This window comes from Rathayibacter sp. VKM Ac-2857 (assembly GCF_013205025.1).
In the GTDB taxonomy this organism is placed as follows: Bacteria; Actinomycetota; Actinomycetes; order Actinomycetales; family Microbacteriaceae; genus Rathayibacter.
In genome coordinates this window covers 184,946-204,078 of the sequence record NZ_JABMLE010000004.1, presented here as the reverse complement: position 1 = coordinate 204,078, position 19,133 = coordinate 184,946, and the positions used below count along the sequence as shown (strand labels likewise).

The following is a 19,133-nucleotide window of genomic DNA, read 5'->3' as shown; positions in this document are numbered from 1 at the left end:
GCCATGACCACCACCATCCCCTCCCGGAGGCTCCGCGTCGCGCTCGTCGGCGCCGGCTACTGGGGCCCGAACCTCGCCCGGAACTTCTCCGCCAGCGCCGACTGGGACCTGGTCGCGATCTGCGATCTCGACCCCGTCCGGGCGGAGGCCGTCTCCCGCGCCAACGGCTCCGTGCCGGTGCTGCCCTCGCTCTCGGACGTCCTCGACCTGCCCGGGCTCGACGCGATCGCCATCGCCACCCCGGCGCGGACCCACCACGCCATCGCCATGGCGGCGATCGCCGCGGGACTGCACGTCCTGGTCGAGAAGCCGCTCGCCGACTCGAGCGTGCTCGGGATCGACATGGTGAACGCCGCCGAGCGCGCGGGCGTCGTGCTGATGGCCGACCACACCTACTGCTACACGCCGGCCGTGCTGAAGATGAAGGAGCTGATCGCCGCCGGCTCGCTCGGCGACGTGCTCTTCGTCGACGCGGTGCGGATCAACCTCGGGCTGATCCAGCCGGACGTCGACGTGTTCTGGGACCTCGCCCCGCACGACCTGTCGATCCTCGACTTCATCATCCCCGGGGGCCTGCGCCCCGGGAACGTCGCGGCCCAGGGCTCCGACCCGCTCGGCTCCGGGCGCGCCTGCGTCGGCTACCTGACCGTGCCGCTCGGCCAGGGCGCGATCGCGAACGTGCACGTGAACTGGCTCAGCCCGACCAAGATCCGCCGGATGGTGATCGGCGGCTCGCGGCGCACGCTGGTCTGGGACGACGTGAACCCGCAGCAGCGCCTCAGCGTCTTCGACCGCGGAGTCGACCTCGGCACCTCGCTCCGCGGCGGGACCTCGCGTCACGACGCGGCGATCTCCTACCGGCTGGGCGACACCTGGTCGCCCGCCCTGCCCGAGCGCGAGCCGCTCGCCGACATGGTCACGGAGTTCGCGACCTCGATCTCGGAGCGCCGCGCGCCCCGCACCGACGGCCGCGCCGCCCTGCGCGTCCTCAGCGTCCTGGAGCAGGTCAGCGACCGGCTGCTCGACGCCGGCCAGGTCAGCCGCACCACCGCTCCGGCGGTCCGCCTGGAGGAGGCGTCGTGGCTGAGCTGACCCCCTCCCCCGTCTCGCTCGAGGGCGCCGAGGTCCTGGTGACCGGCGGTGCCGGCACCATCGGCTCGACGATCGTCGACCGCCTCCTCGACACCGGCGTCAGCCGGGTCGATGTCCTCGACAACCTCGTCCGCGGGCGCCGGCAGAACCTCGAGCATGCGCTCGGGGACGGCCGGGTCCGGCTGATCGAGGGCGACATCCGCGATCGCGCGATGGTCGACTCGGTCGTCCGCGGCAAGGACGTCGTCTTCCACCAGGCGGCGATCCGGATCACGCAGTGCGCGGAGGACCCGCGCCTGGCCTTCGACGTCCTCGCGCAGGGCTCCTTCACCGTCTTCGAGGCGGCGGCGGCGCACGGCGTGGACCGGGTGGTGGCCGCGTCGAGCGCCTCCGTCTACGGGCTCGCGACGCAGTTCCCCACTCCCGAGAGCAACAACCCCTACGCCAACGACACGATCTACGGCGCGGCGAAGGCCTTCTCGGAGGGCATGCTGACCAGCTTCGGCGCGATGAACGGGCTGCGCTCGACGGCGCTGCGCTACTTCAACGTCTACGGACCGCGGATGGACGTGCACGGCCTCTACACCGAGGTGCTCGTGCGCTGGATGGAGCGGATCGAGGCGGGCGTCCCGCCGCTGATCCTGGGCGACGGCGCGCAGACGATGGACTTCGTGCACGTGGACGACGTCGCGCGGGCCAACGTGGTCGCGGCGACGGCGGGCCGCGACGGCGCGTTCAACATCGGCACGGGGGTCGAGACCAGCCTGCTGGAGCTCGCCCGCACGCTGCTGCACGTCATGGAGTCCGACCTCGACGTCGACTTCGCGCCGGCGCGCTCGGTCAACGGCGTCACCCGCCGCCTGGCCGACACCCGGGCGGCCCGCGACGAGCTCGGCTTCGTCACTGCGTACGACCTGGAGAGCGGTCTGCGCTCGCTGGTCGAGTGGTGGCGCGCCGAGCGGACGGACGCCCCCGTCCTGAGCGGAGCGACCCGATGAGCGCGGCGGGCACGGGAGCCGCGAGCACGGGAGCCGCGAGCACCGGGCGCATCGACGTGATGCGCCCCTGGCTGGGCACCGAGGAGAGCGACGCGCTCGCCGAGGTGATCGCCTCCGGCTGGATCGCGCAGGGCCCCCGGGTCGCGCGGTTCGAGGCGGCGTTCGCCGAGGCGATGGGCGTCGGCCACGCGGTCGCGCTGTCCAGCTGCACCACGGCCCTGCACCTCGGGCTCGTCGTCGGCGGGGTCTCGGCCGGGGACGACGTCGTGGTCCCCTCCTTCTCCTTCATCGCGACGGCCAACGCGGTCGTGCACGCCGGCGGACGACCGGTCTTCGCCGACGTCGACCCGGTCACGGGCAACGTCACCGCGGAGACGATCGCCGTGGCGCTGACGCCGGCCACCCGCGCGGTGATCGCGGTCGATCAGGGCGGAGTGCCCGTCGACCTCGAGCCGATCCGCGCGCTCTGCGACCCGCTCGGGATCCTCGTGCTCGAGGACGCCGCCTGCGGCGCGGGCTCGCGGTACCGCGGCCGCTCCGTCGGCGCCGGCGCGGCCCTGACCGCCTGGTCGTTCCACCCGCGCAAGCTCCTCACCACGGGTGAGGGCGGGATGCTCACCACCGACGACGCGGACCTCGCGGCCCGTGCCCGCTGCCTGCGCGAGCACTCGATGTCGGTGTCTGCCGCGGACCGGCACGGCAGCGTGCTCGCCGCACCGGAGCACTACGACGAGGTCGGCTTCAACTTCCGGATGACCGATCTGCAGGCGGCCCTCGGCCTCGTGCAGCTCGGCCGGCTGCCGGCGCTGATCGAGCGCCGCCGGGCGCTCGCGGCCCGCTACGCGGCGGCCTTCGCCGACGTCCCGGGCCTGCGCACGGTGACCGACCCGGAGCACGGCACGAGCAACTTCCAGTCGTTCTGGATCGAGGTCGGCGACGACTACCCGCTCGAGCGCGACGGCCTGATGGCCGAGCTCGCCTCGCGCGACGTCTCGGCCCGCCGCGGCATCATGGCGGCTCACCGCCAGCCGCCCTATCGCGCGCACCCGAACGCGGACCGACTGCCCGTCACCGAGCGCCTGACCGACCGGACGCTGATCCTGCCGCTCTTCCACGCCCTCACCGAGCAGGACCAGGACCGGGTGATCGAGGCCGTCCTGGCCCCGTCGCGCCTGGCCCGCGAGCACGAGACGGCGGTCCTCCGTGCGTGAGCTGATCCTGGTCGGCGCGAGCGGACTGGCGCGCGAGACCCTCGCGCTCCTCGCGGTCAGCGGCAGCCACCGCGTGATCGGCGTGGTCGACGACGGCCCCGCGCGCTGGGGCACCGAGATCTCGGGGGTCCCCGTGATCGGCGGTCTCGACGCGATCGCCGAGCACCCCCGCGCCGAGATCGCCGTCTGCGTCGGGCACGGCAGCGGCCGGGCGCGGATCGTCGATCGCCTGCGCGCCCTCGGCGTGCACGACCACCGCTACGCGCGGCTCGTGCACCCGGCCATCCACGTGCCCGACGACTGCCGGATCGGCGCGGGGAGCATCCTGCTCGCCGGCGTCGTGCTGACCGCCGATGTGGCGATCGGCCGGCACGTGGTGGCGATGCCCAACGTCACCCTCACCCACGGCGACCGCATCGGCTCGTTCGCCACCCTCTGCGCCGGGGTCACCCTCGGCGGCGGAGTGCGGGTGGGCGAGGAGGCGTACCTGGGCATGGGCGCCTCCGTCCGCGAGCGCTCGCGGATCGGCCGCCGGGCGACGCTCGGCATGGGCGCGGTGCTGCTGCGCGATCAGCCGGCCGGCGAGACCTGGCTCGGCGTGCCCGCCGGCCCGCGGATCGATCCCGTCGCCGTCCGGCGCGCGGACAGCACTCTCGAAGGAGCCTCCGCATGAGCACCGTCCGTGGACACCGATCGCCGGCACTCCCCCTCTCGGGGCCCGCGCCCCTCGTCTCGGTCGTGATCGCCGCCGTCGACGGCGCCTCGCCGACGGAGGCCCTGGTGAGCGTCCTGGCGCAGCGCGGCGTCCGGCTGGACGTCGTCGTCGTGACGGACGCGGGTCCGGTCGCCACGACGGTCGTCGCCGACGAGCGGGTGCGGCTCGTCGAAGTGCCCGCCGGCACCGGCGCGATCGCGGCGCGGAACGCGGGTCTCGCCGTCGTCCGCGGCGATTCGGTGCTGGTGCTGCCGAGCACCGACGCGCTCACCGCCGGAGCGCTCGAGCGCGCGGCGGCGCTGCTGGCCGCGCACCCCTGGGTGGCCGCGGTGCACGGCGACGCCGAGATCTCGGTGCGGCCGGCGACCGCGCCCTCGGGACGCGTGGACTGGACGCTCTGGAGCGGCGCCGACTGGATCGAGCGCACCAGCCGGCACGGCTCCGACCGGCTGGTCGACCACGCCGCCCTGGTCCGCCGCTCGATCGCCGACGCGCTCGGCGGCTACGCGGAGGACCTCCCCCGCACCGCCGACCTCGACTACGGGCTGCGGCTCGCCGCACTCGGCGGGATCGGCCGGATCAACGGCGTCGTCCAGACCCGCTGCCACCCGCAGCCGAGCAGCGATCCGCTGGCGGAGCTGCGCGAGCGGCGCCGCACGATCGAGCACTTCTTCACGGAGGCCGGGCACGACTCCTCCGGCCGCCGGGCGCAGGGCGGCGATCGGCGCGCGAACGCCGGTCGCGCCCTCGCCCAGGAGGCGATGGGCTGGGCGCTGCGCAGCCGCGCCTCCGCCCGCCCGGAGGACCACGCGGAGGGCGCCCGCTTCGCCTCGGTCGCCGCCGAGTGCTGGCCCGCGGTCGTGGACTCGGCCGAGTGGCGGCGCTTCGTCCGCGCCGGCGACCGCGCGCGGAGGCCGCTCTCGTGACCGCCGTGCAGTCCCCTCCCGTCGCGGCGGGCTCGAGCCGGATCGCGTCGGCGCTGGGCTGGAGCGCGCTCAGCACGATCGCACTCCGGCTCGGCAGCCTGGCCCTGGGCGTCGTGCTGGCCCGTCTGCTCGCCCCCGAGGCGTTCGGCGTCTACGCGCTGGCGCTCACCGTGCAGTCGGTGCTGATGGCGCTGTCCGACTTCGGGCTGAGCACCGATCTGATCCGCTCGAGCGAGCCGGAGCGGCGCGCGCCGACCGTGGCCGTGCTCGGCCTGGTCCTCGGCGGGACTCTCGGCGCGGCGATGGCGGCCTCGGCGCCGATGATCGCCGCGGCGACGGGCTCGCCCGAGACGGCCGGCGTGCTGGCGGTCCTCGCGATCACCCTGCCGCTGGCCGGGGCCGGAGTGGTCCCCTACGCCGCGCTGCAGCGCCGCTTCGCCCAGCGGCCGCTCTTCCTGATCGCCGCGGTCGACTTCGTCGTCTCGACCGCGATCACCCTCGCGCTGCTCGCCGCGGGGACCGGGGTGCTGGCGCTCGCCGTCGCCCGGGTCGTCGCGCAGACCTGCACGATGGTGCTGCTCTTCGTAGCGGCCCGCGAGCGGCCCCGCCTCGGCTGGGACCGCTCGATCGCCCCCTCCGCGCTGCGCTTCGGGCTGCCGGTGGCGATCGCGAACCTGATCTCCTGGGGCGTGCTCGGCACCGACAAGGTGGTGATCGCCGGGCTGATCGACCCCGTGGCCCTGGGCTACTACGTCCTCGCCTTCAACATCTCCACCTGGCCGATGACCGCGGTGGGTCAGGTGGTCCGCTCGGTCGCCCTGCCCGCCTTCTCCCGGGCGCACGAGGACGGCCGCCCCCTGCCCGTCGCCGCGGCGACCGGGCTGACCTGGGCGCTCGCCGCTCCGCTCGGCGCGCTGCTCGCCGCCCTGGCCGCGCCTCTCGTGCACGTCGTCTACGGCGAGCGCTGGGCTCCCGCCGCCGGCGCTCTCGGGCTGCTGGGCGTCGTCGGTGCGCTGCGGGTGGTGGCCGATCTCTTCAGCTCGGCGGCGCTCGCGAAGGGCGACTCCGGTCGCGTCGCGATCGTGCAGGGCGTCTGGTTCGCGGCGCTGACCCTCGCGCTCGTGCCCGCGGTGCTCGGCGGCGGCTTCGTCGGCGCGGCCTGGGCGCAGATCGGAGTGGCCGCGCTCGTGGTCGGTCCCGTCTTCGCCTGGCTGCTGCGCTCGATCGACGTCGATCTGCGCGCCGTCGGCCGCTCCCTGCTGCCGCCGGCGCTCGCCGCGGCCGTCGCCGCCGGTGCCGCCCTGCTCGTCCCGCTCGGCCTCGCCGCCGTCGGCCTCGACGCCGACTGGCTCGCCCTCCTCCTGGGCGGCGCGACCGGCGGCCTGCTCTACCTCCTCATTCTGCGGACCTGGCTGCTGCGCCGGGTCCGCGAGCTCACCTCCGACCGAAGGAACGCCTCATGACCACCGAGCCGATCGTCCCGCTCGCCGATCTGCACCTCCAGCACCTCGTCGTCGCCGACGTGATCCGGGAGGGCTTCGACCGCGTGCTCGCGGACTCGTCGTTCGTCCGCGGTCCGGACGTGTCCCGCTTCGAGGAGGAGTTCGCCGCCTACTGCGACGTGCGCCACACCATCGGCGTCGGCAACGGGACGGACGCGCTCGAGCTCGCCCTCCTGGCGCTCGAGCTCTCCCCCGGCGACGAGGTGCTCGTCCCCGCGAACACCTTCGTCGCGACCGCCGAGGCCGTCGTGCGCGCCGGTGCCCGGCCGGTGTTCGTCGACTGCGACGAGGACTACCTGATCGACGTCGCCTCGGCCGCCGAGGCCGTGACTCCGCGCACCCGCGCCGTGATGGCCGTGCACCTCTACGGGCAGTGCGCCCCCGTCGAGCGGCTCGCCGCCGCACTCGGTGACTGCGTTCGCATCGTCGAGGACGCGGCGCAGGCCCAGGGCGCCCGCCGCTTCGGCGCCCGCGCGGGCTCGCTCGGCGCGATCGCCGGCACCAGCTTCTACCCGGGCAAGAACCTCGGCGCCTACGGCGACGCGGGCGGAGTGATGACCGACGACGACGAGCTCGCCGCGGCCGTCCGCCGGCTCGGCAACCACGGCGGCCTCAGCGCCTACCGGCACGACGTCGTCGGCACGAACTCGCGCCTCGACTCGCTGCAGGCGGTCGTGCTGAGCGCGAAGCTCGCGCACCTGGACGAGTGGAACCAGCAGCGCCGCGACGCCGCCGCGCGCTACGGCGAGCTGCTCGACGGCGTGGACGGGCTGGTCCTCCCCCGCACCGCGCCGGGCAACGAGCACGTGCACCACCTCTACGTCGTGCGCACGCCGGAGCGGGAGCGGCTGCGCGCCGCGCTCGCGGAGGCGGGCGTCGCGACGGGCGTGCACTACCCGACGCCGGTGCACCTGCTGGCGCCGTTCCTCCCCGCCTCCGGGCGCCCGCGCTCGCTGCCGCGGGCCGAGGCGTTCGCCGGTCAGCTGCTGACCCTGCCGCTGTTCCCCGGCATCACGGCGGCGCAGCAGGAGTACGTGGCGGAGTCGCTGATCGCGGCGCTGCGGAGCACCACCTCGGCGGCCCCGAGCCCGGCGGGGGTGCTCTCGTGACGACCGCACTGGCCGTCGCGACCCGGCGCGGTCGCTCGGTCCCGGTCGAGGACGTCGACACCTCCGACGCCACCGTCTCGGTGTTGATCCCGCTGCACGACTACGCGCAGTTCCTGCCCGCGGCCGCGGCGAGCGCCCTCGGCCAGACCGGCGTGCGCGTGCAGCTGGTGATCGTCGACGACCGCTCCACCGACGACTCGCTCGCGGTGGCCCGCTCGATCGCGGCCGGCGACGACCGCGTGCTGGTGCTCGCGAATCCGCGGAACCTCGGGCCGGTGGGCAGCGTGCTCGCCGCTCTGGCCGTGGCGACCGGCGAGTTCTCCTGGTACCTCGACGCCGACGACGTGATCGCGCCCGGCGCCCTGGCCCGCGCGGTCGCCGTCGCCCGCGCGCACCCGTCGGTCGGGCTGGTCTACGGCCACCCGATGCACTTCCCCGACGGATCGGTGCTGCCCACGGCCCGGACCACGCCGACCTCGTGGCTGCTCTGGTCCGGCGGCGACTGGCTGCACGAGCGCTGCCGTACCGGGCTCAACGTGATCACCTCGCCCGAGGTGCTCGTGCGCCGCTCCGTCCTCGACCGGGTCGGCTGGCCGCGGCCGCTGCCGCACACCTACGACATGGAGCTCTGGCTGCGCCTCTCGGCCGCCGCCGACGTCGCCTACATCCAGGGCGTCGACCAGGCCTGGCACCGAGAGCACGCGGGGAGCCGCTCGGACACGGTGACCCCGCTGCACGATCTGCGCGAGCGGCTGCTCGCCTTCGAGACCTTCTTCGCCGATCCGGGCGGTCCGCTCGAGCGGCGCGCCGAGCTCGAGCACCTCGCCCGCCGCGCCCTCGCCCGCGACGCCCTCGTGAAGGGCGCGCAGCGCTTCGACAGCGGCGGCTCCGAGACGGCCGAGCTCGAGGCGCACCTCGGCTTCGCGCACGCGGTCTACCGCGACGCGGCCCGGCTGCCCGAGTGGGAGCGCCTGCAGTCCCGGCTGCTGAGCGCGCCGAGCGACCGATTCTCCCCGCGCTTCCTCGCGGAGCGGGTGCTGCGGCGCCTGCGCACCGACCGCTCCTGGCGCCGCTGGCACCGCGAGGGGAGCTTCTGATGCGCGCCTCCCGCGTCCCCCGCGAGCTCGTCCGGCGCCTCCGCAGCACCGGCGGCCGCGATCTGCTGCAGCGCGCCGTCCGCTCGCTCGGCGACCGGGTCGGCGTCCGCGAGCTCGACATGCCGCTGCTCCCCGGCGACATCGCCGACTCCGGTCTCCTCCACCTGCCCGCCGCCCCGGCCCGCGCCGAGGGTCCCGCCTCGATCGGCTGGATCTGCACCCCGCCCGATCGCGGCTCCGGCGGCCACACCACCCTGTTCCGGATGGTGCAGGGCCTGGTCGAGCGCGGCCACCGCTGCACGCTGTTCCTCTACGACCGGCACGGCGCCGACTTCGAGACGCGCGCCGCGATCATCCGCGCCGGCTGGCCGTGGCTCGACGTGGACATCCGCAGCGTCGACGACGGCGTGACCGGCGTCGACGCCGCGGTCGCCACCTCGTGGGAGACGGCGCACGTGCTCGCCACCCGCGGCACGGCACCGATGGCGCGGCTGTACTTCGTGCAGGACTACGAGCCGTTCTTCCACCCGCGCGGCACGCTCGCTGCCCTGGCGGAGGACAGCTACCGCTTCGGCTTCCGCACCATCGCCCTCGGCGAGATGGTGCGCTCGCACCTGGACGCGCTCGGCGTCGTCAGTGAGACCGCCCCGTTCGGCTGCGACACCGCGACCTACACGCTGGACAACCCGGACGGCGAGCGCTCGGGCGTGGTGTTCTACGCCAAGCCCGCCGCCGACCGCCGCGGCTACCTCCTCGGCCGGAGGGCGCTCGCGCTCTTCCACGCCGAGCACCCGGAGGTGCCGATCCACGTCTACGGCAGCGCGCCCGGAGCGTGGGACGTGCCGGTGATCGAGCACGGCACGCTCGCGCCGCGCGAGCTCGCGGCGCTCTACAACCGCTGCTCGGCCGGCATCGCGCTCTCCTTCACCAACATCTCGCTGGTGGCGGAGGAGCTTCTCGCCTGCGGCGCCGTCGCCGTGGTGAACGACTCCGTCGACGCCCGCGCCGACCTGCCGCACCCCGGTGCCAGCTGGGCCCGGCCGACCCCGGCCGGCATCGCGGAGGCGCTCGGCCGCGCGGTCACGGCCGCCCGCCCCGGCCGCGAGGTCGCCGCGGGCGTCCGGCACGGCTGGGGCATCGCGCAGGAGGTCGTCGAGCGCGTCGTGCTCGACGAGCTCGCTCGGACCACCCTCGCCGCCCCCGCACTCGTCCCTTCACTCGCCCCCGCTCGATCGGAGAGCTGACCCATGACCCTCGCCACCCACCGCCGCGTCGTCCTCGGCGGCAGCCCCGTCGATCTCGCCCGGCACGAGGAGGCGGTCCGCACCATCGCGGACCGCGCCGCCGCCCTGCACGACGCCCCGCTCGGCGTCCTCTCCGTCAACGTCGACCACGTCAACCACTTCGGCCACGGCGGCCGCTGGCAGCACGTGCTCGAGCGCCGCGCCCTGCCGATCGCCGAGGCGCCGACCCTCGTCCTGGTGCCGGTCGCCGAGGGCGAGACCGAGTGGACCGACGCGCCGCTGGACGTCCCGGCCCGCCCGGTCGAGTGGCTCTCCCTGATCGACGGCAGCCCGATCGCCCGGCAGGCCGAGCGCCTCACCGGCGTCGCCTGGCCGCGCCTGGCCGGCAGCGACCTGATCGGGCCGCTGCTGGACCGCGCCGCGACCGACGGCGTGCGCGTCGGCGTGCTCGGCGGCTCCGAGGCCGCGCAGTCCCGGCTGCAGACACGCCTGGCCGAGGAGCGGCCCGACCTGGTGCTGGCCGGCCTCTGGTCGCCGTCCCGCACGGAGCTCGCCGACCCGGTCGCCAACGCCGCGCTGGTCGACTCGATCCGCGGCGCGCAGGTCGACCTGCTCATCGTCGGACTCGGCAAGCCCCGCCAGGAGCTCTGGATCGACGAGCACGGCCCCCGCACGGGCGCGCACGTGCTGCTCGCCTTCGGCGCGGCCGTCGACTTCCTCGGCGGCTCCGTCCGCCGGGCGCCGCAATGGGTCGCCGACCGCGGGGTGGAGTGGCTCTGGCGCCTCGCCCTCGAGCCGCGCCGCCTTGCGCGCCGCTACCTCGTCGAGGGCCCGCTCGCCTACGCGCGCCTCCGTCGGCACAGCTCCACCACCCCGCAGAGCGGCCCTCTGCTGCTCCGCGCCGCGCAGCCCGCGGCACCGTCCGCCGTGCTGCCCGTGGTCCTGCCCGGCGAGAGCACCCGCTTCGCCGGCCCCGGGGAGCGCGCCGACGTGGCCGCACTCATCGTCAGCTACCGCTCGGCCGCGACGATGGAGCGCCTGCTGACCAGCCTGCGCGCCGAGGCGGCGATCGGTGGCGTCCGGATCCGCGTCGTGGTCGTGGACAACGCCTCCGACGACGGCTCGCTGGCCCTCGCAGCGGCGCACTCCGACGTCGTGGCCGTCGACGCGGGCGCCAACGTCGGCTACGCCGCCGCGATCAACATCGCCCGGCGGCACGCGGGCGACGCGGGCGCGCTCTTCGTGCTCAACCCCGATCTCGTCGTGCTGCCCGGCGCGGTCTCGACGCTGCTGGCGCGGATGGACTCCTCCTCCGCGGGCATCGTCGTGCCGCTCCTGCGCGATGCCGCGGGCGCCCCGTCGCGCTCGCTCCGCCGCGAGCCGACCCGGCTGCGCGCCCTCGGCGACGCGCTCCTGGGCGACAAGGTCCTCGACCGCCCCGCGTTCTCCAGCGAGACCGACAGCGACCCGGAGAGCTACCGGCACGCCCACCGGATCGACTGGGCGACGGGCGCCGCGATGCTGATCGACGCGCTGGTCGCCGCCCGCCTGGGCGACTGGGACGAGCGGTTCTTCCTCTACTCGGAGGAGACGGACTACTTCCGCCGCGCCCGCGACCTCGGCGCCGAGGCCTGGTTCGAGCCGGCCGCGCAGGTCGTGCACGACGGCGGCGGCTCGGGCTCCTCGAGCGCCCTCGCCGCGCTGCTCGCCCTGAACCGAGTGCGCTACGTGCAGAAGTTCCACGGCGCCCTGTACTCGAGCACCTTCCGCCTCGTCGTGCTGGCGGCGGAGTCGGCCCGCAGCCTCCTCCCCGGCACCCGCGGCCGCGAGCACCGGCACGCGGCCCTCGCCCTCGCGGTCGGCGCCCGGCTCGCCTCGCTCCCCTCGGGCGCGCTCGCCCGTCCGCTCGCCGCGCCGCACCCCAGCGGCTCCGTCGTCGTCCCCGCGCACGACGAGGAGTCGGTCATCGCCCGCACTCTCGCGCCGCTGGCCGCCGCGGCCGCGAGCGGCGCCCTCGAGGTGATCGTCGTCTGCAACGCCTGCACCGACCGCACCGCCGAGATCGCGCGGAGCTTCGCCGGCGTCACCGTGGTCGAGATCGCCGAGGCCTCCAAGACCGCGGCCCTCAACGCGGGCGACGCGGCGGCCGCCACCTGGCCGCGGCTCTACCTGGACGCCGACGTCGGCGTCACGGCGGACGCGGTCTGGACCGTCTTCGACGCCGTCACCCGCGGCGGGCTGCTCGCCGCCCGGCCGACCGCGGTGTACGACGCCACCGGAGCCGACCCGCTGGTGCGCGCCTACTACCGCGCCCGGTCGCGCACCCCCTCGCTGCACACCGCGCTCTGGGGCGCCGGCGGCTACGCCGTGAGCGGCTCCGGCCACGACCGGATCGGCGTCTTCCCTTCGTTGATCGCCGACGACGAGTTCGTCGACGGCCGCTTCTCCGCCGCCGAGCGCGCCGTCGTCGCCACCGCCCCCGCGGTGGTGCAGGTGCCCCGGAGCGCCGCGAGCCTGCTCGGCGTCCTCCGCCGCACCCAGCGCGGCAGCGCGCAGCTGGCGGCGTCCACCCCCGACGGCGAGCGCCGCTCGACCCGCACCGCCGTGCAGGTGCTGCGGGCCGTCCAGGGTCCGCTCGAGCTCGCCGACGCGGCCGTCTACCTCTGCTTCGCGCTCGCCAGCCGACTGCCCCGGCGCGGATCGGCCGCGTGGACCCGGGACGAGACCACCCGGCCCGCCGTCGCCCCGCGGTCGGGGGTCTGAGCCGTGGCTCTCCCGATCGAGCGGACCGGCCCCCCGACGCTCCTGCGTCTGGTCGCCTACGCACTGTTCCTCTTCCCCGCGGATCAGGTGCTCGCTCCCCTCGGCGCGTCCGGCTCGGTCGCGATGGTGCTCGCGCTGCTGCTCACCGGCGCGTGGGTGGCGTCGGCCCTGCTGGGGCTGCACGACCCGATCCCGATGCGCCACCCGGGGCGCGCCGCGCTCACCCTGCTGCTGCTGGTGAGCATCGCGTCCTACGTCCGCTACACCGTCAACGACACCGTCCCGCGCACCGGCGAGGGCCAGCTCAGCGCCGATCGCTGGCTGCTGCTGCTGCTCGCCTCCGCCGGGATCGCCCTGGTCACCACCCAGAGCGTGCGGACCCTCGAGGACGCGCGGGTGCTGCTCGGCTCACTGGTCAACGCGGCATCGATCTGCGCGATCGTGGCGATCGTCCAGTTCACCACCCACGTCGACCCGGTCGAGTGGATCCGGAGCGTCATGATCGGCTTCGTCGACAACGGCGGCAGCACCCCGTTCCAGGACCGGGACGGGCTCACCCGGGTGGCGGGCACCACCTTCCACCCGATCGAGCTCGCGGTCGTCTCGGCGATGCTGCTCCCGCTCGCGATCTGGCGGCTGCTCTACGACCGGACGACCCCGCGGTTCCTCCGCGCCGCCTCCTGCGTGCTGCTGGTCGTCGCCCTGGCGCTGACGGTCTCGCGCTCGGGAGTGCTCTCGCTGGTGGTGGGCCTCGCGGTCTGCGCGGTCTTCCTGCCCGCGTACGCCCGCCGGTGGGGCTACGTGATCGCCCCGGTCGGCATCGCGGCGTTCTTCGTGACCACCCCGGGACTGCTCGGCACCCTCACCGGCTCGATCGGCGCGGGCACGAGCGACTCCTCGATCACCAACCGCCTCGACAACTACCCGCGCGTGGCGGCCCTCGTCGCGCACCAGCCCCTCCTCGGCACCGGCCCGGGCACCTACCTCCCGGACAGCGCCCTGCTCATCCTCGACAACCAGTACCTCGGCGCCGCCATCACGCTCGGCCTCCTCGGCGCCGCCGCGGTGCTCGCCTACTTCGGCGTCCCGGCCCTCTTCGGGCTGATCGCCGCCCAGTTCGCCCGCGATCCGCGTCTGCGCGCGCTGACCGGGAGCGTCGCCGCCTCCGCGACCGTCGCAGCGGTCGCCTCCGCCACCTTCGACTCACTGGGCTTCCCGGTGTTCGCCCTGCTGTACCCGTTCGTGCTCGGCCTGTCCGGGAGCTGCTGGCTCCTGGTCCGCGCCGAGCTCGGACTCCCCTCCGCCCTGAGCACGGACGCCTCCGTCCCCGCCCGCGGCGCGATCGAATCCGCCTCAGAAAGGCTGTCCTGATGGACCCCGTCTCCGTTCTCCGCACCCTCTGGCGCCACCGGCTCCTCGCCGGCGTCGTCCTCGTGCTCACCGTCGCCGCGATGGCGTACGTCCTCGTGCTCTCGCCGCGCACCTACGCCTCGACGGCGACCTACGCGCTCGTCAATCCGAAGCTGCCGACCGCCGTGGAGCTCGAGAACGACCCGGCGCTCGCCGCGCTGAACTCCGACAACCCGTACCTGCGCTCCTCGGACAACTCGCTCGCCGCCCAGGTGCTCGTCACCGTGATGAACAGCGACGACACCGCGGAGGCGCTCGCCGCGCAGGGTCTCAGCACGCAGTTCGCGGTCGAGCGCTCGGCCTGGTCCGGTCAGGGGCTGCTGCTGAGCGTGACCGCCGACGCGCCGACGGCCGACGGCTCGCTGGCCACGACGACCGCGCTCGGCGACCGGCTCGTCGACACGCTGCGCAGCATGCAGACCATCAACGGCGCCGACGACCGCTACCTCTTCACCGCGCTGGAGGTGCAGACGCCCGGCAAGGCGGTCGAGCAGATCTCCGACCGGCTCCGCGCGGTGATCATGGTCGCCGTCGGCGGCATCGTGCTGCTCTTCGGAGCGATCTCGATCGCCCGCGCCGTCGACTCGCGCCGCGCGGCCAAGGGATCCGGCGCGTCCGGCTCGGCTCCGAGCCGCGACGCCTCCGCGGTCCGGCTGCCGATCGAGTCGAGGAGCGCGACGATCGCCGAGCGCGACGCACCGCCCGCCTTCGCAGCGGCGCCGCCCGCCTTGGTCCGCTCGCGCACGCCCGTCCCGGAGCGCAGCGGGATGGCGTCGCACCGGCGCTGAGCATCGGGCGGCAGTGAGCCCGGGACCCGACCGCGGCGCCGTGCCCGGACGTCAGATCCGGCTGAGCACCCCGTCGCGCTCGACGTACTCCTCCGCCGTCTCCGGGCAGCGCCAGAGCGCGCCGCCCGCGCCGTCGCCGGCCGCCTCGAGCCGCGCTCCGGCCCGGCCGACCCAGCCGACCCGCCGGGCGGGCACGCCGACCACGAGCGCGAACGCCGGCACGTCGGCCGCGACGACGGCACCGGCGGCGACCATCGCCCAGGCGCCGATGCGCACCGGAGCGACGCAGACGGCCCGGGCGCCGATCGCCGCGCCGTCCTCCACCACGACACCGACGGCGTGCCAGTCGTCCGCCGACTTCAGCGCCCCGTCCGGAGTCACGGCCCGCGGCCGCAGATCGTTGGTGAACACGACGGCCGGCCCGATGAAGACGCCGTCGCCGAGCACGGCCGGCTCGTAGACGAGCGCGTGGTTCTGGATCTTGCAGCGGTCGCCGACCACGACGCCCGGCCCGAGGTAGGCGCCCCGGCCGATCACGCAGTCGCGGCCCACCCGCGCCTGCTCGCGCACCTGGGCGAGGTGCCAGACGAGCGTGCCGTCGCCGATCTCCGCCCGCGGATCCACGTCGGCGGTCGCCTCGATCCGCGGCGGCCGCAGCGAGCGCCCGAAGCACACCGAGTGCTCCGAGCCGATGTACGAGCCGAACAGCGGGATCGGCGCGTAGCCCTGCCGCGTGTAGAACCGGATCGCGTCCGGCTGCAGCGTCCCCGTCTCGAGCACCAGGCGCACCGCACCGCGCTCGCGGGCCTTCTCCTCCAGCGCGGCGAGCACCGCGGCGGCGACCCCGGAGCCGCGCGCGGCGCGGGCGACGAACATCCGCTTGACCTCGACGACGTCCGCGCCGAGCACCGACTCCGGCAGCGGCCGCAGCCCGCCGCAGGCCACCGCGGCGCCGCCCTCGTCGACCGCGACGAGGAAGACCGGCACGTCGTCGGCCGACGGCGGCGTCCCCGGCTCGTGGTCGTCCGAGCCGTAGCGCTCGTCCAGCTCGACGCGCTGCGCCGACCGCAGGCTCTCCGCACGCGGATCCGCCCACTCGACCTCGACGATGCTCCAGCCCATGGCTCCTCCTCCGTCGCGCGCGCGGCGAGCCCGCTCGGCGGCTCCATCCTGCCCTGCGGCGCCGACCCCCGCCCCGCCCCGCCACTCCCCTCCTCCTCCGCCGCCCTAGAATCGGCGCATGCCCGACGACTCCGCCCCTCTGCCCGCGCCCGGCTGGTACCCGCACCCCGCCGACCTCGGCGCCGAGCTCTACTGGGACGGAGCGGCCTGGACCGACCGCTCGCGCCCCGCCGCCCCGCCCGCTCCCGCCTACGGCACACCCGAGCAATCGGGAGCGCCCGGCTACGGCGACTCCGGGTACGGCGCCGCCCCGCAGTACCCCGTCACCCCGAGCTCCGGCCCGGCCCCTGGCTACGGCCCGGCCGTCGGCTACGGAGCCGCTCCGGGCTACGGCGCCGCCCCCGCGCGGCGCAACTCCCTGGCGATCGCGAGCCTCGTTCTCGGCATCGCCAGCATCCTGATCAACCCGCTGCTCGTCCCGTCGATCCTCGCGATCGTCTTCGGCGTCCGCGGCCGAGCCGCCTCCGCGCAGCTCGGCGGCCGCGGCTTCGCCACCGCGGGCCTGATCACCGGTGTCATCGGCATCGTCTTCGGAGTGCTGTCGTTCCTGGCGCGCGCCGCCGGGCTCTCCAGCTGACCGGCGTGCCGCGGCGGAGCGCCCCCTGGCTCTTCGTCCTCGCCGTCGCCCTGGTGGCGCTGGTGCTGCGCGGTCCGATCGTGGCTGTCGCGCCGGTGATCGACGCGATCCGCGGCGACCTCGCGCTCTCCTCCGGCCAGGCGGGCGTGCTCACCAGCATCCCGGTGCTCTGCTTCGCCCTGGCGACCCCGCTCGCCCTCCTGGTGATCCGCCGGGCCGGGCCGGACGCCGCGGTGACGATCACCGTTGTCGGCGTCGCGCTCGGCACGATCCTGCGCTCGGCCGGCGACGTCGTGCTCGTGGTCGCTGGCACCATCCTCATCGGCGTCTTCATCACCATCGGCAACGTCGTGGTCCCCGTGGTCATCCGCCGCGACGTCGCGCCCGAGCGCGTCGACCTCACGACCGGCGTCTACACCGCGGCGCTCAACATCGGCTCGACCATCACCTCGCTCGGCACCGCCCCGCTCGCTCTCGTCCTCGGCTGGCGCGGCGCGCTGCTCGCCTGGCTGGTGCTCAACGTCCTGGCCGTCGCCGGCTGGCTGCTCGCGCGCGGGCCGGCCCGGGCGCTCCGCCCCGCGCCCCGCCCGCCGGCCGCGCGCGGACCGCAGGAGCCGGCGCCGCGGATCTGGCGCAGCGTCACCGTGCTCGCGCTCGCGGTCTGCTTCGCCAGCCAGGCCTTCTCCTACTACGGCGTCACCGCCTGGCTGCCCTCGCTCCTGGTCGACCGCAACGGCTTCTCGATCGAGGCCGCCGGAGCGAGCTCCTCCGTCTTCCAGATCGCCGCGATCATCGGCGCGATCGGCGTCCCCCTCGTCGTGCGCCGACTCCGGCCGCTCGGCAGCATCGTCCTGATCGGCGCGCTGTGGTGCACCGTCCCGCTCGGCCTGCTGCTCGCCCCGTCGCTCTGGGCGCTCTGGTGCCTGCTCGGCGGCGCGGCGCAGGGCGGCGGCATCACCGTCGTCTTCGTGCTGCTCGTGCGGCTCTCCCGCTCCGACCGGCACGCCTCGCGGCTGTCCGCCACGGTGCAGGGCCTCGGCTACGCCGCCGCGGCGACCGCGCCGACCGTGGTCGGCCTCGCGCACGACCTCAGCGGCGGCTGGGACGCGCCGCTGCTGATCGTCCTCACCGCGACCTGCTCCTTCCTCGCCTTCGGGATCCTCGCCGCGAGCCGCCAGGGCCGCACGGTCTGACGCACCGCGTCGGAGAGATCCGGCAGAGGGATCCGACGCGGAGATGCGGTGGAGAGCGCTCCCCTCCCGGATCGGGCGGCGCGGCGTCAAGGGGCCACCGCCGACCCTCCCGTGCCCGTAGCGTGTCGGCATGGCCGAGAAGAGCACGACCCGCGAGAAGACCGCGCCCGAGCCCGACGACGCGCGCAAGCCCGACTACGTGACCGACATCACCAAGCGCTCCTGGTTCTACGTGCTGAAGAAGACCGGACGCGAGTTCGGCGCCGACCAGTGCACCGACCTCGCCGCCGCCCTCACCTACTACGCCGTGCTGGCGCTGTTCCCGGCGCTGCTGGCGATCGTCTCCGTGCTCGGCCTCTTCGGCCAGGCCCAGGCGACCACGCAGACCGTGCTCGACCTGGTCGGCAATCTCGCCTCCGCCGAGGTCGTCGACCTGCTCCGCGACCCGATCCAGTCGCTGGTGAACTCCCCCGCCGCGGGCGTCGCCTTCGTCACCGGTCTCCTCGGCGCGCTCTGGTCCGCCTCCGGCTACGTCGGCGCCTTCGGCCGCGCGATGAACCGCGTCTACGAGATCGACGAGGGCCGCCCGTTCTGGAAGCTGCGCCCGACCATGCTCGGCGTCACCGTCGTCACCGTGGTCCTGATCGTCGTCGCCGCGCTCATCCTGGTGCTCAGCGGCCCGGTCGCCACCGCCGTCGGCGACGTCGTCGGCCTCGGCTCGGCCGCGCTGTCGGTCTGGAACATCGCCAAGTGGCCGGTGCTCGTGATCATCGCGGTGCTGACCATCGCGATCCTCTACTACTGGGCGCCCAACATCCGCCAGCCGAAGTTCCGCTGGATCAGCGTCGGCTCGATCCTGGCGCTCGCGATCTGGCTGCTCGCCTCGGTCGGCTTCGCCTTCTACGTCGCCAACTTCTCCAACTACAACAAGACCTACGGATCGCTCGGTGGCGTGATCGTCTTCCTGCTCTGGATCTGGATCACCAACATCGCCCTGCTCTTCGGCGCCGAGTTCGACGCCGAGCTCGAGCGCGGCCGCGAGCTCCAGGCCGGCATCGAGGCGGAGGAGACCATCCAGCTGCCCCCGCGCGACACCGCCGCGAGCGAGAAGAAGGCCGCCGTGCATGAGAAGGACGTCCGCGACGGCCGCTGGCTGCGCCTCTCCAGCGAGAACCGCGACGAGAAGGGCCCGTCCCAGGACGACGCCGCCGCCAAGGACTCCGAGAAGGACTGAGACACCGCACGCACGCTGGTCGAGTAGCCCCCCCCCAGGGGCGTATCGAGACCCACCGTCCCCAGCACGCCAGGTCTGCAGACTCGTCCTCC

At 75.0% G+C, this 19,133-nt stretch carries 16 protein-coding genes and 1 pseudogene; 15 read left to right on the top strand and 2 right to left on the bottom strand.

The features are described 5' to 3' along the window. Positions 1–3: 3 nt before the first annotated feature. Genes HQQ86_RS17845 through HQQ86_RS17790 form a run of 12 tightly spaced genes read left to right on the top strand, consistent with a single transcriptional unit; the run spans position 4 to position 14,855 of the window. The gene (locus HQQ86_RS17845; RefSeq protein WP_173289649.1) at positions 4–1,092 is read left to right on the top strand and encodes a Gfo/Idh/MocA family protein; all 1,089 of its coding nucleotides are present in this window, start codon (positions 4–6) and stop codon (positions 1,090–1,092) included. Next, complete coding sequence (locus HQQ86_RS17840; protein ID WP_367948718.1) at positions 1,080–2,090, top strand: NAD-dependent epimerase/dehydratase family protein; 1,011 nt, start codon at positions 1,080–1,082, stop codon at positions 2,088–2,090. The genes HQQ86_RS17845 and HQQ86_RS17840 overlap by 13 nt, the downstream gene beginning before the upstream one ends. After that, entirely contained in the window at positions 2,087–3,301 is a 1,215-nt protein-coding gene (locus tag HQQ86_RS17835) for a DegT/DnrJ/EryC1/StrS aminotransferase family protein (RefSeq protein WP_254072211.1), read from the top strand. The genes HQQ86_RS17840 and HQQ86_RS17835 overlap by 4 nt, the downstream gene beginning before the upstream one ends. After that, positions 3,294–3,974 carry a NeuD/PglB/VioB family sugar acetyltransferase gene (locus HQQ86_RS17830; protein ID WP_173289647.1) on the top strand — a complete coding sequence of 227 codons (681 nt, stop codon included), beginning with the start codon at positions 3,294–3,296 and terminating at the stop codon, positions 3,972–3,974. Before HQQ86_RS17835 ends, HQQ86_RS17830 begins: the two co-directional genes overlap by 8 nt. After that, entirely contained in the window at positions 3,971–4,942 is a 972-nt protein-coding gene (locus HQQ86_RS17825; RefSeq protein ID WP_173289645.1) for a glycosyltransferase family 2 protein, read from the top strand. Before HQQ86_RS17830 ends, HQQ86_RS17825 begins: the two co-directional genes overlap by 4 nt. Then, on the top strand, positions 4,939–6,405 hold the full coding sequence (locus HQQ86_RS17820) for an oligosaccharide flippase family protein (protein ID WP_173289643.1): 1,467 nt from the start codon (positions 4,939–4,941) through the stop codon (positions 6,403–6,405). Before HQQ86_RS17825 ends, HQQ86_RS17820 begins: the two co-directional genes overlap by 4 nt. Then, a complete protein-coding gene (locus tag HQQ86_RS17815; protein ID WP_173289641.1) occupies positions 6,402–7,553 on the top strand; it encodes a DegT/DnrJ/EryC1/StrS aminotransferase family protein in 1,152 nt (383 codons plus the stop codon). Before HQQ86_RS17820 ends, HQQ86_RS17815 begins: the two co-directional genes overlap by 4 nt. Next, on the top strand, positions 7,550–8,650 hold the full coding sequence (locus HQQ86_RS17810; RefSeq protein ID WP_173289639.1) for a glycosyltransferase family 2 protein: 1,101 nt from the start codon (positions 7,550–7,552) through the stop codon (positions 8,648–8,650). Before HQQ86_RS17815 ends, HQQ86_RS17810 begins: the two co-directional genes overlap by 4 nt. Next, positions 8,650–9,894, top strand: coding sequence for a glycosyltransferase family 1 protein (locus HQQ86_RS17805; protein WP_173289637.1), 1,245 nt, complete (start codon positions 8,650–8,652; stop codon positions 9,892–9,894). Before HQQ86_RS17810 ends, HQQ86_RS17805 begins: the two co-directional genes overlap by 1 nt. A gap of 3 nt (positions 9,895–9,897) precedes the next feature. Continuing rightward, positions 9,898–12,657 carry a WecB/TagA/CpsF family glycosyltransferase gene (locus HQQ86_RS17800; RefSeq protein ID WP_173289635.1) on the top strand — a complete coding sequence of 920 codons (2,760 nt, stop codon included), beginning with the start codon at positions 9,898–9,900 and terminating at the stop codon, positions 12,655–12,657. Between the two features lie 3 nt (positions 12,658–12,660). Beyond that, entirely contained in the window at positions 12,661–14,028 is a 1,368-nt protein-coding gene (locus HQQ86_RS22175; RefSeq protein WP_173289633.1) for an O-antigen ligase family protein, read from the top strand. Then, positions 14,028–14,855, top strand: a complete 828-nt coding sequence (locus HQQ86_RS17790) for a chain-length determining protein (protein WP_173289631.1) — start codon at positions 14,028–14,030, stop codon at positions 14,853–14,855. Before HQQ86_RS22175 ends, HQQ86_RS17790 begins: the two co-directional genes overlap by 1 nt. A gap of 51 nt (positions 14,856–14,906) precedes the next feature. Here the strand turns inward: HQQ86_RS17790 and HQQ86_RS21015 are convergent, their stop codons facing one another. Both HQQ86_RS21015 and HQQ86_RS21010 read right to left on the bottom strand, forming a co-directional pair. After that, the gene (locus HQQ86_RS21015; protein WP_216845682.1) at positions 14,907–15,512 is read right to left on the bottom strand and encodes an acyltransferase; all 606 of its coding nucleotides are present in this window, start codon (positions 15,510–15,512) and stop codon (positions 14,907–14,909) included. 72 nt (positions 15,513–15,584) lie between these two features. Further along, positions 15,585–15,977 (bottom strand): annotated as a pseudogene (locus HQQ86_RS21010) (GNAT family N-acetyltransferase); the annotation flags it as partial. A gap of 118 nt (positions 15,978–16,095) precedes the next feature. On the opposite strand from HQQ86_RS21010, the gene HQQ86_RS17780 reads away from it, so the two are divergent. The 3 genes from HQQ86_RS17780 to HQQ86_RS17770 all read left to right on the top strand — a co-directional run bounded on the left by HQQ86_RS17780 (position 16,096) and on the right by HQQ86_RS17770 (position 19,041). Continuing rightward, positions 16,096–16,614: a DUF4190 domain-containing protein gene (locus HQQ86_RS17780; protein ID WP_254072244.1), complete on the top strand. Its 519-nt coding sequence runs from the start codon at positions 16,096–16,098 to the stop codon at positions 16,612–16,614. A 5-nt stretch (positions 16,615–16,619) separates the two neighbouring features. Continuing rightward, a complete protein-coding gene (locus HQQ86_RS17775) occupies positions 16,620–17,807 on the top strand; it encodes a CynX/NimT family MFS transporter (protein ID WP_367948717.1) in 1,188 nt (395 codons plus the stop codon). Between the two features lie 130 nt (positions 17,808–17,937). Further along, a complete protein-coding gene (locus HQQ86_RS17770) occupies positions 17,938–19,041 on the top strand; it encodes a YihY/virulence factor BrkB family protein (protein ID WP_173289627.1) in 1,104 nt (367 codons plus the stop codon). Positions 19,042–19,133 lie beyond the last annotated feature (92 nt).